This is a genomic window from Streptomyces sp. NPDC050619 (assembly GCF_040654815.1).
In the GTDB taxonomy this organism is placed as follows: Bacteria; Actinomycetota; Actinomycetes; order Streptomycetales; family Streptomycetaceae; genus Streptomyces.
This window is the reverse complement of sequence record NZ_JBFAIR010000014.1, coordinates 102,203-115,740: the sequence shown is the minus strand read 5'-3', so window position 1 is coordinate 115,740 and position 13,538 is coordinate 102,203. Positions and strand designations below refer to the sequence as shown.

The following is a 13,538-nucleotide window of genomic DNA, read 5'->3' as shown; positions in this document are numbered from 1 at the left end:
AGGGCAGGCGGACACGGACGGGCACAGGCCCCCACGTCAGCCGGTCGTGCGCCCCCACAGCGGCCCGAAGCGGGCCCACTCGGCGTCCCACCACTCCATGCGGCGGCGCTCCAGACGGCGGCACAGCGTACGGCCGCCGGCGAAGGGGACGGCCGCCGCGCCCACTCCGAGCAGACCGCCGATCAAGCCGGCCCGCAGCTGCGCCTGGGCGGCGGTGGCGGGCTTCGTCACCAGTCGGCCCTCGGAGTCCGCCCACACGGTGACCGGGGTGCCGAAGACGCTGCCGGGCTCGACCCGGGCCTGGCCCGTGTGGGCGGATCCGTCCGCCACGGTCCAGCGGACCTCGGCCCACACCCGATCGCCGCTCGCCGTACCGGAGCCCCGGACGGACCTACCGGGCGCCTGTTCGGTGAGGTGTGCCATGACGGGGCGCCACTCGACGCGCTCCCGGGCCAGTCCGTGCTCGACGGACCGGGCCACCGCCACTCCGGCGAGTACTCCGGCAAGAACGGCGAGCAGCCAGGTGCCGAGCACCACCCAGGCCTCCACCGCGTCGGCGCGCCGCTTGAGCGGATTGCGCCGCCAGCGCCACAGCCACACCCTCGGACCACGGAAGGCCATCGAGGCATCCTCCTCATGAGCGCACGAACATGCCGGACCTCCCTCCCATACGGGAGACGTGTCCTGGTTGCTCACGGCGGGTTTCCCGGCTCGCCGGTCCCACGCGTTTCCCGCTCGTGCGGGGGCGTCTTCACGCCAGCGCGCCACAGCCCTCCCGCCCGCTGCCATCACCGCCCTGACCTGCGGCGACGCCCTCTCCGGGGGTGACTGTCAGTGGTGGGGTGCAGACTGGCGAGTGTCTGAGACAGAGACGTCGCGGAAGGTGATCGGCATGACCGAAGTACTGCTCGCCGTTGGCACACGCAAAGGCCTGTTCATCGGGCGCAGGCGCGGTGGCGTCTGGGAGTTCGACGAGAGCCCCTACTTCAACGCGCAGGCCGTGTACTCGGTCGCCATCGACACCCGCGGGGACCGTCCACGGCTGCTGGCCGGCGGCGACAGCGCGCACTGGGGACCGTCCGTGTTCCACTCCGACGACCTGGGCCGCACGTGGACCGAACCGGCGCAGCCGGCCGTCAAGTTCCCGCAGGACACGGAGGCTTCGCTGGAGCGGGTCTGGCAGCTGCACCCGGCGGCCGCCGAGCCGGACGTGGTGTACGCGGGCACCGAACCGGCCGCTCTGTATCGCTCCGAGGACCGCGGGGAGAGCTTCTCGCTCGTCCGTCCCCTGTGGGAGCACCCCACGCGCTCCCAGTGGGTGCCGGGCGGTGGCGGCGAGGGCCTGCACACCGTGCTCACCGACAAGCGGGATCCGCGCACGGTGACGGTGGCCGTCTCGACGGCCGGGGTGTTCCGTACCAAGGACGGCGGCGCCAGCTGGGAGCCGTCCAACTCCGGTGTCTCCGCCGTGTTCCTGCCGGACCCGAACCCGGAGTTCGGCCAGTGCGTGCACAAGATCGCGCAGGACGCGGCGACCCCGGACCGGCTGTACCTTCAGAACCACTGGGGCATGTACCGCAGCGACGACGCGGGCGCGCACTGGACGGACATCGGCGAGGGCCTCCCCTCCACCTTCGGCTTCGCGGTGGCCGCGCATCCCCGCCACGGCGACACGGCGTACGTGTTCCCGATCAACGCCGACGCGGACCGGGTGCCCGCCGAGCACAGATGCCGGGTCTTCCGCACGGGGGACGCGGGCAAGACCTGGGAGCCGCTCACGGCCGGCTTGCCCCAGGAGGACCACTACGGCACGGTGCTGCGGGACGCGCTGCGCACGGACGACGCCGATCCGGCGGGCGTGTACTTCGGCAACCGCAACGGCGAGGTGTTCGCGTCGGCCGACGACGGCGACAGCTGGCGGCAGTTGGCCTCGCATCTGCCGGATGTGCTGTGTGTGCGGGCCGCGGTGGTCGGATGATCCGGACCGGCTTAGACCGACCGGCAATTGGAGGGTGGGAGAAGGAGCGGGGGCGATGGGGGTCCCCCCGCGCGAGCGAAGCCGAGCGTGGGGGAGCGTGCAGCTGCAAGGCGGAGGAGGGAGTGATGGCGGAGCCATCGGGACCGACGACAACGCGGCAGATGCGCGTGCCAGACCCCGCGACGCCGCCCTCCAATTGCCGGTCGGTCTAAGCGACCGGCCTTGGCCACGGGTTGATCTCCGCCGCCCGTACGGCAGTAGGGTGACGCCCGTGGCTCCACGACCGTTGCATGAAATCGTCGAACCGGGCTGGGCGAAGGCCCTCGAACCCGTCGCCGGACGGATCGCCGAGATGGGCGACTTCCTGCGCGCGGAGATCGCCGCGGGACGCACCTACCTCCCGGCCGGCCCGCATGTCCTGCGGGCCTTCCAACAGCCCTTCGACGAGGTGCGGGTCCTCATCGTCGGACAGGATCCCTACCCGACGCCGGGACACGCGGTGGGGTTGTCGTTCTCGGTCGCGGCCGAGGTGCGTCCGCTGCCCGGCAGCCTGATCAACATCTTCCGCGAGCTCACCACCGACCTGGGGATGCCGCAGCCGTCCAACGGTGATCTGACGCCTTGGACCCAGCAGGGCGTGCTGCTGCTCAACAGGGCGCTCACCACGGCGCCGCGCAGCCCGGGGGCGCACCGCGGGAAGGGCTGGGAGGAGGTCACCGAGCAGGCGATACGCGCCCTCGCGGCGCGCGGCAAGCCTCTGGTGTCGATCCTGTGGGGCCGGGATGCCCGCAACCTCCGCCCGCTCCTCGGCAGCCTGCCGTCGGTGGAGTCCTCGCACCCCTCCCCGATGTCGGCCGACCGCGGCTTCTTCGGCTCCCGCCCCTTCAGCCGGGCCAATGACCTGCTGATCGGGCAGGGCGGACAACCGGTGGACTGGCGCCTGCCGTGACCGGTGCCGGGGGCGGATTCCTCGCCGTCGACTCCGGCGGCTCCGGCCTCCGCGTCGTCGGCGGCGCCACGGGGGGCGGGCCGTCGGCCCGGCGGGAGTCCCGGGAACCGGTGCGCACGGGTCCCCGGGGCATCGACCCGGAGCACTTCATGGAGCAACTGGCGCCCCTGGTCCACTCATTGGTCGCCGAGACGGGTGTCACGGAGCTGGGCACGGCCGTCGTCGGTGCCGCCGGTCTGGCCACGCTGGGCGAGGCGCTGCGCGCCGAACTCCCGGCGGCCCTGGCCCGTGAGTGCGGCGTCCGTACGGTCGCGCTCGCCGCCGACGCCGTCACCGCCTACGTGGGCGCCCTGGGGGCACGGCCCGGTGCGGCCGTCGTCGCCGGTACGGGTCTGATCGCGATCGGCACGGATCTGACGCGCTGGCGCCGCGCGGACGGCTGGGGGCATCTGCTCGGCGACTGCGGCGGCGGTGCCTGGATCGGGCGGGCCGGGCTGGAAGCGGCCCTGCGTGCCCATGACGGGCGGGAGGGCGGCTCCGCGCGGCTGCTGGCCTGCGCCGAGGAGCTGTTCGGCCCGGTGCGGGAGCTGCCGGGCCGGCTGTATCCGCGCTCGGACCGTCCAGCCGTCCTCGCGTCCTTCGCTCCCCGGGTGGCCGACTGCGCGGCCGACGACGCCGTCGCCGCGGGCATCCTGCGCTCCGCGGCCCGGCACATGGCCGACTCCGCGGCCGCCGTCTGCCCGTCGACCGGCGAACCCCTAATCGCGCTCACCGGCGGCCTGTTCCACCTCGGTGACCCTCTCGCCGTACCGCTGGAGGAGGAGTTGGCCAAGCGGCTGCCGCATGCGCGGCGAGTGGCGGCCGAGGGCGATCCGTTGCACGGCTCGGTCCGCCTCGCGACCGATCTGGCCGTCGGGTCGCTCACTCTGCCGGGTGACGAGAAAATGCTGTACGTCGTGACCACGAAAGGTGGTTGATCCCGGCGCACGGCACGTGTCCGACACGACCCCCTTCGCGGCACATGGCGTGCTTACGCATCACTTACCTGGCCGGAAAAACCGCTGATCACTTCCAATACGTACGTAACTCATCAGAACTCATCAGACAAAACCGGACGGATACCGCTCACCTGCACCCTCCCCGAACAGGGGAGCCCAGGAAGCCAGTAACATGCGTCGCCATGAGCTCCCCCACTGGGCCCGCGTCCGGCCTGCCAGTACGAATGCCGCGACCCCGCCAGCCCGGTCGGCACCGCCGACCCGAGCCCCTGGCGGCCCCCGAGGGCGCGCCCGCGCTTGTCCTCACGGTGCCGGGCACGCCGGGGACCGCCACGCGCGCTCTCGCCGACGAGGTCGTGAGCATCGCCCGCTCCGAGCTCCCCGGCCTCGACGCCCGGATCGGGTACCTCGACGGGGACGACGCGGAGTTCCCCACCCTTCAGGCGGTGCTTGTCCGCGCCGCCGAGGAGCGTCACGCCCGCTACGAGCAGGCCAAGGCCGCCGGGGTGGACGTCAGGGAGCCCGACGGTCCGGTCGCCGTCGTCGTGCCGCTGCTGGCCGGCCCGGACAACGCGCTGCTGCGCCGGATCCGCCAGGCCGTGATGGACAGCCGGATCGCCGCGGACCTGACCGATGCGCTGGGGCCCCATCCGCTGCTCGCCGAGGCGCTGCACGTGCGCCTGTCGGAGGCCGGACTGGCCCGTGCCGACCGCGCCCGCCTGTTCACCGTGGCGACCGCCGCGGACGGCATCATCCTGGCCTCAGTGGGGGGCGAGGACGCCGTACAGGCGGCCGGCATCACCGGCATGCTGCTCGCCGCGCGCCTGGCCGTGCCGGTGATGGCGGCGGCCCTGGACCAGGAGGGCTCGATCGCGTCCGTCGCCGAACAGCTCCGCTCCTCGGGCTCGCAGCAGCTGGCGCTGGCGCCGTATCTGATAGGGCCGGAGATCGACCCGTCGCTGATCGAGGAGGCGACCAAGGAGGCGGGCTGCTCCGCCGCCGAGGCGCTCGGCCCCTACCCGGCCATCGGCAAGCTCGCCCTGGCCAAGTACACGACGGCGCTGGGCATCGCCCCGCAGCAGCCGCAGGGCGCGCCCGTGCGCTGACCCGCGCGGCACGGACGTACGGCGAAAGGGCGCGCTTCATGCACGGAAGCGGGCCCTTCGCCATGTCCGGCGGGGGCTCCCGGTCCTCAGCCGTCAGTCGTCAGCCCTCAGCCGTCAGCCGTCAGCCGTCAGCCGTCAGCCGTCAGCCGTCAGCCGTCAGTCCAGGATCACGCAGGACGCGGCAGGTACCTCGACCAAGCCGCCGTACCGGGGCAGGCCCGTGTGCGGATCGACGGCGAACCAGGACACGTCGCCGGAGCGCTCGTTGGCGACGTACAGGAATCCGCCCGCGGCGGTGAGCGCGCGCGGCCAGTGGCCGCCGCAGGGCACCGTGCCGAGCAGCCGCAGGCCCTCCCCCTCGACGGCGAACGCGGACAGGACGTCCTCGCCACGGGTGGCGGTCCACACGAAGCGCCCGTCCGGTGAGACGGCGATGCCCGAGGGGTAGGCGTCGCCGGCCGGGGCGCCGGACAGCACCGGTGCCTCCGTCAGCGGCTTCAGCGCGCCGTCCGCGGCGTCCCAGCGGCAGACGGTGACGGTGGGGGTGAGTTCGTTGACCACGTACGCGTACGAGCCGTCCGGCTGGAAGGCGAGGTGGCGCGGTCCGGAGCCGGGCCGCAGGGCGCTCTCCCGGTGGAGGGAGAGGCCGCCTGCGGTCAGTGTGCACGCCCGCACCGAATCCGTACCGAGGTCGACGCTCACGGCCCAGCGGCCGCTCGGGTCGGGCTGCACCTGGTGTGCGTGGGGACTCTGCTGGCGGGGCGTGTGCGGGCCCGAACCGGTGTGCCGCAGCACTCCGGACGGGGCGTCCGCGAGGCTGCCGTCGGGGCGGACGGGTACGGCGGTGACGCTGCCGGAGCCGTAGTTGGCGGTCAGGACGTGGCCCGCGTGGACGCTGAGGTGGGTGGGGCCGCTGCCGCCGACCGGCACCGGCGGGCCGGCCGGCTCGGGCTTGTCGCCGGTGACATGGAATGCGGCCACGGCGCCGTCGGCCGTCTCGCTGACCGCGTAGAGCGTGCCGCCGTCGGCCGCCAGAGCCAGGTACGACGGGTCGGGCAGGCCGTCCAGGCTGCTCAGGAGGGTCAGCGCGCCGCTGGTCCCGTCCACGGCCGCCGTCACGATCCCGGGACCTCCGGCCGCTGTGAAGGACCCGATGAAGGCCCGCCGTCGTCGCCTGCCGCCGTCTGCCACCGCGGTCCCCTCTCGGTGCTGTGCCGTCGGGGTGACGGTAGCAGCCGATCATGCGAGGTCTAGACCAGAGTGATGGAGATTCTCGCTCTCAGGCGCGGACGAGCGGTGAACCCGAGGGTGCCCGCAGGGGCGTGGCCAGTTCCACGAGGGCGCGCTCCAGGCCGTACAGGTGGGCCAGCGCGGGTGCCGCGGGCGGTCGTGGTGCGAACGCGGGGACGCTCTCGCGCGTGTCACCGGCGGGCCCGCCGTCGGTGAGCGCACTGCCGGTGAGCGCACTGCCGGTCCGCACCCTGCCGGTCCGCGCTCCCCCGGCCTGTACGCCACCGGTCGACGCCCCGGTCATCCGCACCCCACCGGTCGACGCCCCGGCCATCCGCACCCCACCGGTCAACGCCTCGACCGCCGCCTCGACGCGTCGGCACGCGGCGGCCAGGCGGGCGTCGTGGGAGGCCTCCGGGTCGGCGGTGACGGCGGCCAGGCCGCGGATCTGGCGGGCGCAGTCGTCCAGCAGGGCCAGGACCCGGCGGGCGCGCCGCTTACGGCCGAGCAGCGGGTTCAGCGGGTGCACCAGCGGGGCGACCGAGAGCCGTACCCGGCCGAGCAGGTGCTCCAGTTCGGCCACCCGGGGCGCCGGGTCGGCGCTCGCGGTACCGGCCAGGCGGGCGGCGGCCTCGGCGGTGCAGGCGTGGACGCAGCGCAGCGCCCGCTGGATCCAGACGTCGGTGACGGTGTGCGTGGTGACGGGCAGGACGAGAAGCACCGCCAGCACGGCGCCGAGCGCGCCCACGCCGGTCTCCGCGAACCGCAGGGCGAGCAGCCCGGGCTCCAGCACGCCCAGGAGGCCGTACAGCAGTTCGGCGAGCAGGGTCACGCAGAGCATCATCCAGGTGTAAGAGACCGCGGCCGTGTAGAAGATGCCGAAGACGCAGCCGGCGAGGAGCACGGCCGTGGGGAGTTCGGCCCCGTCGAGCGGGACGGCGACGAGCAGGCCGAGGCCGATGCCGATCACCGTGCCGAGGATCCGGCGGAAGCCGCGCACCAGGGTCTCGCCGCGCGAGGTGGTGTTCACGAAGATCCACCAGGTGGCGCCGACGGCCCAGTACCAGCGCTGGCCGGACACCAGCTGGCCCACGACCAGGGCGAACCCAGCGCCGGCGGTCGCCTGGATCGCCTGGCGGGTGGTCACGCGGGCGAGGCCGCTGCCGACGGGCGGGGCGGGCGCGGGCACCGGGGGCAGCCGGCGCTCGTAGCACCACAGCCCGAAACGCACGGCAGCGGCCGTGAGTACGGACAGGACGACGGCGGCGAACAACTCGGGGAGCTGGTCCGTGGTGGCGTGCAGGAACTGCGCCACGAAGAAGGTCATGAACGCGAACACGCCGAGGCTGTGCCCGCGCTGGCCCCAGCGCCGCACGTACACGCCGGCGCCCACCACGGCGAGGAAGGTGAGGTCGCGGGCGACGGGGTGGTCGTGCAGTGCGGCCGCGGCGGCGAGCACGGGCAGACCGACGGCCGGCAGCAGCGCCGTCGTGACCGCTTGGCCCCGGACCGTGGCGTCCGTGACCGTGAACAGGGCGAGCAGCGCGGCGAGTCCGCCGGTGACGGCACCGCCGAGCGAGTGTCCGGCGAGCCCGCAGACGACGACCGCCGCCCCGACGCCGAGGACGGCCCGCGTCGCGAAACGCAGCCGTGCCCGCCCCGGGTCCGGCGCCATGAACATCTTCTTCAGCAATGCTTCCCCGCCCCCTTGGGCCGCGGCCACGAAACCGTGGCATGGAAAAGGCGCCGCGAGATCCGCAGCGCCATCGACGCGTCCATCACAGCATCAGGTCTCCACTTGGCTCAAGTGGCACCTAGAATGCTGAGCCATTGGCACAGACATGTCGGTTCTTGCGCGTCCAGCGGCAAACCAACGGACCACGTACGAAGGGGAGGCTGGCCACCATGCCAGTGGACGAGCTCGACACCCGCATCCTGCGGCTGCTGCTGGAGCAGCCCCGCACGAGCGTGCGCGAGTACGCCCGCATCCTCGGGGTCGCCCGCGGCACCCTCCAGGCCCGCCTCGACCGCCTGGAGCGGGACGGGGTGATCACCGGCACGGGGCCCTCGCTCTCCCCCGCCGCGCTCGGCCACCCGGTGCTGGCGTTCGTGCACATCGAGGTCACCCAGGGGCATCTGGACGACGTGGGCGACGCGCTGGCCGCCGTACCGGAGATCGTCGAGGCCTTCTCGATCACGGGTGGCGGGGATCTGCTGACGCGGGTCGTGGCGCGTGACAACGCGCACTTGGAGGACGTCATCCAGAAGCTGATCAGCCTTCCGGGCGTCGTGCGCACCCGCACCGAGGTGGCCCTGCGCGAACGCGTCCCGCAGCGGCTGCTGCCGCTGGTGGAGTCGATCGGGCGGGCTGCCCGGAAATGACCTTTGACATCCTGGGGTCATGAGCAATCTCGGCACCCTCTCGGTCATCTTCGATCTCGATGGAACGCTCGTGGACAGCGAGCCGAACTACTACGAAGCAGGCCGCCAGGTCCTCGCCGCGCACGGAGTCGCGGACTACACCTGGTCGGACCACGAGAGGTTCGTCGGCATCAGCACGCTGGAGACGATCGCCGTCTGGAAGGAGCAGTACGGTCTTCGGACCTCCGTCGACGAGCTCTTCGCCGCGAAGAACCGTCTGTATCTGGAGCTGGCCCGCGCCTCCACGCGCGCGTACCCCGAGATGCGCAAGTTCGTGGAGCTCCTGGCGACGGAGGGTGTCCCGCTGGCCGTGGCCTCGGGTTCGTCGCCCGAGGCCATCGAGGCGGTCCTGACCGGAACGGGCCTGAACGCGCACCTGCGTACCTTCGTGTCCGCCGACGAGGTCGCGCACGGCAAACCCGCCCCCGACGTCTTCCTGGAGGCGGCCCGCCGGCTCGGCGCCACCCCCGCCGACTGCGTGGTCCTGGAGGACGCGGCTCCGGGCGCCGCCGCCGCGCACGCGGCCGGGATGCGCTGCATCGCGATTCCGTACGTCGCCGCGCAGGTCGACGTCCCGGAGTTCGCCACGGCGGGGCTGCTGTTGCGCGGTGGGCAGGCGGAGTTCACGGCACGGGCCGCGTACGACTGGCTCCTGCGCGGCCCGTCTTCCTGATCCGCTCAGGGCCGGGATTCGTACCGCGGCGTCGACGCCGGCCGGATGTTCTGGTTGAGGCGGAAGACGTTGTCGGGGGCGTGGTCGGCCTTGATGCGGGACAGGCGGTCGTAGTTGCCCCGGTAGCCGACGCGGACGCGTTCCTGGCCCGCGTCCATCACGCGTCGGGGTCGACGCCGGCGCAGACGGACGCCCAGCGCGGCCAGTCCTCCGTGCGGAGCCTCGTAGACGCGGTGCCGGTCGACGCCGTCCGTGACGGCCCGCGCCGGCTCGGCGCCGCCAGAGCCGACGAGGTCGCGGAACGGGCCGAGCAGCCGCCGTGTGGAGAGGTCGTCGCACTCGCCACCATGAGCGTGCCGAACGGCCGGAACTGAACGCTCCCGCCCCGTTGACGCTCCCCCGTCCCCTCCCTATCGTCTGGTCGGTCATCCGCACGCCGTCCGTAGTTTCGAACATCGTGGACTCTTTACATCCGTGGACTCTTTGAGGAGCACACATGGCACCGCCCCTCTCCAGACGGAACCTCCTCCAGGCCGCGGCGATCGCCGCGGCGACGCCGGCGATCCCGTACGCGGCGACCGGCCGGGCTGCCGCCGCCGTCGCCGCCGTCGCTCCGGAGGAACCGTCCGTGTGGTCAGTACAGCCGTTCGCACTCGACGACGTGACACTCGGTCAAGGCCTCTTCGCCGACAAGCGGCAGCTGATGCTCGACCACGCCCGCGGCTACGACGTGAACCGGCTGCTCCAGGTCTTCCGTGCCAACGCCGGCCTCTCCACCCGCGGCGCGGTCGCCCCCGGCGGCTGGGAGGGCCTGGACGGTGAGGCCAACGGCAACCTCCGGGGCCACTACACCGGTCACTTCCTGACCATGCTGTCCCAGGCGTACGCCGGCACCGGCGAGCAGGTCTTCGTCGACAAGACCCGCACCATCGTCGAGGCACTGACCGAGGTGCGCGAGGCGCTGCGGCGCGAGCCGACCGTGCTGAGCACCGCCGGGAGGTTCGGGACCGGGGCGGAGAACGTCCGCGGCTCTTACCAGTACGTCGACCTCCCGGCCCAAGTCCTCGGCGGGGCCTCGGCGATCACCCTGTCCGCCTGGGTGAAGCCCACGCACGACGCCAACTGGACCCGGATATTCGACTTCGGCAACGACACCACCCGCTACCTGTACCTGGCCGCGCGCAACGCGAACGGTGTGCCACGCTTCGCCATCACGACGAGCGGCGCCGGCGGCGAACAGGCCCTCAACGGCACCGCCGCGCTCCCGCTGAACGAGTGGAGCCACCTGGCGGTGACACTCGCGGGCGGCACCGGCACCCTGTACGTCAACGGCACCGCCGTCGCCCGGAACACGGCGATGTCCCTCACCCCCGCGGCCCTCGGCATCCTCACCAACAACTGGCTCGGCCGCTCCAACTACTCCGCCGACCCCGTCTTCCCGGGCGCCTACGACGAGTTCAACGTCTGGTCGCGGGCCCTGACGCCCGCCGAGATCACCGAGTTGCAGGACAGCCGGGCCGCCGAGGTCTCCGCCGGCCGGGGCGACCTCGCCTCGTACGCCTTCGACGAGAGTGCCGGGTCGACGTTCGCGGACGCCTCCGGGCGGGGCCTGACCGCCACTTTGCGCCGCACCTGGGGCGCGCCCAGCCACCCCGGTTTCCTCGCGGCGTATCCGGAGACACAGTTCATCGAACTGGAGTCGAGAACCAGCCCCGATTACACCAAGGTGTGGGCGCCCTACTACACCGCGCACAAGATCCTGAGGGGCCTGCTGGACGCGTACAGCGCCACCGACGACGCACGGGCGCTCGACCTCGCCTCCGGCATGGGCGACTGGATGTACTCCCGGCTGTCGAAGCTGCCCGACGCCACCCTCCAGCGGATGTGGGGCATCTTCTCCAGCGGCGAGTTCGGCGGCATCGTCGAGGCGATCGTCGACCTGCACGCCCTCACCGGGAAGGCCGAACACCTCGCGCTGGCCAAGCTGTTCGACCTCGACACGCTCATCGACGCCTGCGCCGCCGGCACCGACATCCTCGACGGCCTGCACGCCAACCAGCACATCCCGATCTTCACCGGGCTGGTCCGGCTGTACGACGCGACGGGCGAGGAGCGCTACCTCACCGCCGCGAAGAACTTCTGGGGCATGGTCGTACCGGGACGCATGTACGGCATCGGCGGCACCAGCACCTCGGAGTTCTGGAAGGCCTCCGGGGTGATCGCCGGCACGATCAGCGCGACGACCGCCGAGACCTGCTGCGCGTACAACATGCTGAAGCTGAGCCGGATGCTGTTCTTCCACGAGCAGTCCCCGAAGTACATGGACTACTACGAGCGGGCCCTGTACAACCAGGTGCTCGGCTCCAAGCAGGACAAGGCGGACGCGGAGAAGCCGCTCGTCACGTACTTCATCGGCCTGACGCCCGGTCATGTGCGGGACTACACGCCCAAGCAGGGCACCACCTGCTGCGAGGGCACCGGCATGGAGAGCGCCACGAAGTACCAGGACTCGGTGTACTTCAAGAAGGCCGACGGCAGCGCCCTGTACGTCAACCTCTACAGCCCGTCCAGGCTGACCTGGGCCGAGAAGGGCGTCACGGTCACCCAGACCACCGACTTCCCGAGGGAGCAGGGGACCAAGCTGACCATCGGCGGCGGCAGCGCCTCCTTCGCGCTGCGGCTGCGGGTCCCGTCCTGGGCGAGTGCCGGATTCCGGGTGACGGTCAACGGGCGTGCGGTGCCGGGGACTCCGACGCCGGGGAGCTACTTCACCGTGTCCCGGACGTGGCGCGAGGGCGACACCGTGCGCGTGGCCTTGCCCTTCCGGCTGCGGGTGGAGCAGGCACCCGACGACCCGTCGTTGCAGACCCTGTTCTACGGCCCGGTCAACCTGGTCGGCCGTAACTCCACGACGGATTACCTGGAGTTCGGTCTGTACCGCAACGCCGGGCTCTCCGGCGACCTGCTGCCCTCGCTCACCCCCGTGACCGGCAAGCCGCTCCACCACACCCTCGACGGCACGGAGTTCGCCCCCTTCTTCGAGGGGACCGAGGATCCGACCCACGCCTACTTCCGGCGGTCCGAACCGCACGTGGTCTTCGGCACGATCGACTCCGGCGTGGCCAACCCCGCGAAGGCCGACGGCAGCACGCTGCTGGACGAGATCTGGGCCGGGGCGCCGTTCGGCGGCAAGGGCGCGCTGGTCACCAGGGTGCGGTCGACGGTGGCCGCGTGGGTGGCCGCGGGCCTGCTGTCCCAGGCGGACGGCGACAAGGTGGTGACTACGGCGCGGAAGGCGTCCTTCGCGCCCTGATCTCCTGATCCCCGGCGCGGATGTACGGAAGGCCCGCGCTACGACCGACGGCGAGGCTTGCCGCGCCGGGGACTCTGCGAGCCGCCGGAACCACCACGCGTGCCACCGGCACCGCCCCGGGCGCCCTTGCCCGGGGCGGGCTTCCGTGCCCCGCCCTTCGGTTCGGCTCTCTTGCGCTCCGGCTGGGTCTGCGCCGGGGCCTGGACTCGGCCGCGCGTGCTGTTGACCGTTCGGCCGCGGACGATTCCGATGAAGTCCTCGACCAGTTCGGTGGTCGCGTCCTCGGGCCAGCACAGGGCGACGCCTGACTGGGGGGCGTCCACGACCGGGCGGTAGGTCAGGTCCTTGCGGTGGTGCAGGCGAGCCAGTGACTGGGGGACGACGAGGAGGCCGATGCCCGCCGCCACCAGGTCGACGGCGTCCGCCGTGGTGGCCGGGCGTTCCAGGGCGGGTTGTCCCGGCGGCCGCTCCCAGTCGAGGACGTCGTCGAGGGGATGCAGCACGACGTCGTCGGCGAGGTCCTCGGTCGACACCTCGTCCGCCGCCGTCACGACGTGGTCCTGCGGGACCAGGACGACCGACGTCTCGGTGTAGAGGGGGATCGCGCTGAAGACCGTACGGTCGACCGGGAGCCGTACCAAGGCCGCGTCGGCGGTGCAGTCGCGCAACACGCCGGATGCCTCCGCGGCCGACACCGCGAGGAGCTCCAGGGGGATGTCGGGCAGGCGTTCCTGCCAGATCCGCACCCACTTGCCGGGGGTCACTCCGGGGACGTACGCGAGCCGGAACGAAGGAGATGCCGCCGAGCCTGTCACCTCGCCAGGCTACCCGTCGTGGTCGGAGGTCTCGTACGCGGTCGATAGTCTGGAC

12 protein-coding genes and 1 pseudogene are annotated in these 13,538 nt (G+C 72.4%); 8 read left to right on the top strand and 5 right to left on the bottom strand.

Features of this window, described 5'->3' with window-relative positions:
• Positions 1-36: 36 nt before the first annotated feature.
• Positions 37-621 (bottom strand): hypothetical protein, encoded by a 585-nt coding sequence (locus tag AB0I77_RS23575; RefSeq protein WP_363284629.1) that lies wholly within the window; start codon positions 619-621, stop codon positions 37-39.
• Between the two features lie 271 nt (positions 622-892).
• Here AB0I77_RS23575 and AB0I77_RS23570 point away from each other — a divergent pair, with 271 nt between their 5' ends.
• The 4 genes from AB0I77_RS23570 to AB0I77_RS23555 all read left to right on the top strand — a co-directional run bounded on the left by AB0I77_RS23570 (position 893) and on the right by AB0I77_RS23555 (position 5,031).
• The gene (locus AB0I77_RS23570) at positions 893-1,978 is read left to right on the top strand and encodes an exo-alpha-sialidase (protein ID WP_363284628.1); all 1,086 of its coding nucleotides are present in this window, start codon (positions 893-895) and stop codon (positions 1,976-1,978) included.
• Positions 1,979-2,249: 271 nt separating this feature from the next.
• Positions 2,250-2,927, top strand: a complete 678-nt coding sequence (locus AB0I77_RS23565; RefSeq protein WP_363284627.1) for a uracil-DNA glycosylase — start codon at positions 2,250-2,252, stop codon at positions 2,925-2,927.
• A complete protein-coding gene (locus tag AB0I77_RS23560) occupies positions 2,924-3,904 on the top strand; it encodes a BadF/BadG/BcrA/BcrD ATPase family protein (protein WP_363284626.1) in 981 nt (326 codons plus the stop codon). Before AB0I77_RS23565 ends, AB0I77_RS23560 begins: the two co-directional genes overlap by 4 nt.
• A gap of 203 nt (positions 3,905-4,107) precedes the next feature.
• The gene (locus tag AB0I77_RS23555) at positions 4,108-5,031 is read left to right on the top strand and encodes a hypothetical protein (RefSeq protein WP_363284625.1); all 924 of its coding nucleotides are present in this window, start codon (positions 4,108-4,110) and stop codon (positions 5,029-5,031) included.
• Between the two features lie 156 nt (positions 5,032-5,187).
• Here the strand turns inward: AB0I77_RS23555 and AB0I77_RS23550 are convergent, their stop codons facing one another.
• Together AB0I77_RS23550 and AB0I77_RS23545 are read right to left on the bottom strand one after the other, a co-directional pair.
• A complete protein-coding gene (locus tag AB0I77_RS23550; protein ID WP_363284624.1) occupies positions 5,188-6,222 on the bottom strand; it encodes a lactonase family protein in 1,035 nt (344 codons plus the stop codon).
• 88 nt (positions 6,223-6,310) lie between these two features.
• Complete coding sequence (locus tag AB0I77_RS23545; RefSeq protein ID WP_363284623.1) at positions 6,311-7,954, bottom strand: FUSC family protein; 1,644 nt, start codon at positions 7,952-7,954, stop codon at positions 6,311-6,313.
• Positions 7,955-8,166: 212 nt separating this feature from the next.
• On the opposite strand from AB0I77_RS23545, the gene AB0I77_RS23540 reads away from it, so the two are divergent.
• The gene (locus tag AB0I77_RS23540; protein ID WP_363284622.1) at positions 8,167-8,643 is read left to right on the top strand and encodes an Lrp/AsnC family transcriptional regulator; all 477 of its coding nucleotides are present in this window, start codon (positions 8,167-8,169) and stop codon (positions 8,641-8,643) included.
• A gap of 19 nt (positions 8,644-8,662) precedes the next feature.
• Positions 8,663-9,355: an HAD family phosphatase gene (locus AB0I77_RS23535; RefSeq protein ID WP_363284621.1), complete on the top strand. Its 693-nt coding sequence runs from the start codon at positions 8,663-8,665 to the stop codon at positions 9,353-9,355.
• Between the two features lie 5 nt (positions 9,356-9,360).
• Here AB0I77_RS23535 and AB0I77_RS23530 read toward each other — a convergent pair.
• Positions 9,361-9,516 (bottom strand): annotated as a pseudogene (locus tag AB0I77_RS23530) (BBE domain-containing protein); the annotation flags it as partial.
• A gap of 51 nt (positions 9,517-9,567) precedes the next feature.
• Here AB0I77_RS23530 and AB0I77_RS23525 point away from each other — a divergent pair.
• Positions 9,568-9,729 (top strand): hypothetical protein, encoded by a 162-nt coding sequence (locus AB0I77_RS23525; RefSeq protein ID WP_363284620.1) that lies wholly within the window; start codon positions 9,568-9,570, stop codon positions 9,727-9,729.
• Between the two features lie 122 nt (positions 9,730-9,851).
• Positions 9,852-12,668, top strand: coding sequence for a beta-L-arabinofuranosidase domain-containing protein (locus AB0I77_RS23520; protein WP_363284619.1), 2,817 nt, complete (start codon positions 9,852-9,854; stop codon positions 12,666-12,668).
• A 38-nt stretch (positions 12,669-12,706) separates the two neighbouring features.
• Here the strand turns inward: AB0I77_RS23520 and AB0I77_RS23515 are convergent, their stop codons facing one another.
• Entirely contained in the window at positions 12,707-13,483 is a 777-nt protein-coding gene (locus tag AB0I77_RS23515) for a LysR substrate-binding domain-containing protein (RefSeq protein WP_363284618.1), read from the bottom strand.
• Positions 13,484-13,538 lie beyond the last annotated feature (55 nt).

Coding starts and splice junctions, on each gene's coding strand:
- AB0I77_RS23520 (WP_363284619.1), top strand. CDS start 9,852: ATGGCACCGCCCCTCTCCAGACGGAACCTCCTCCAGGCCGCGGCGATC.
- AB0I77_RS23570 (WP_363284628.1), top strand. CDS start 893: ATGACCGAAGTACTGCTCGCCGTTGGCACACGCAAAGGCCTGTTCATC.
- AB0I77_RS23575 (WP_363284629.1), bottom strand. CDS start 621: ATGGCCTTCCGTGGTCCGAGGGTGTGGCTGTGGCGCTGGCGGCGCAAT.
- AB0I77_RS23540 (WP_363284622.1), top strand. CDS start 8,167: ATGCCAGTGGACGAGCTCGACACCCGCATCCTGCGGCTGCTGCTGGAG.
- AB0I77_RS23535 (WP_363284621.1), top strand. CDS start 8,663: ATGAGCAATCTCGGCACCCTCTCGGTCATCTTCGATCTCGATGGAACG.
- AB0I77_RS23555 (WP_363284625.1), top strand. CDS start 4,108: ATGAGCTCCCCCACTGGGCCCGCGTCCGGCCTGCCAGTACGAATGCCG.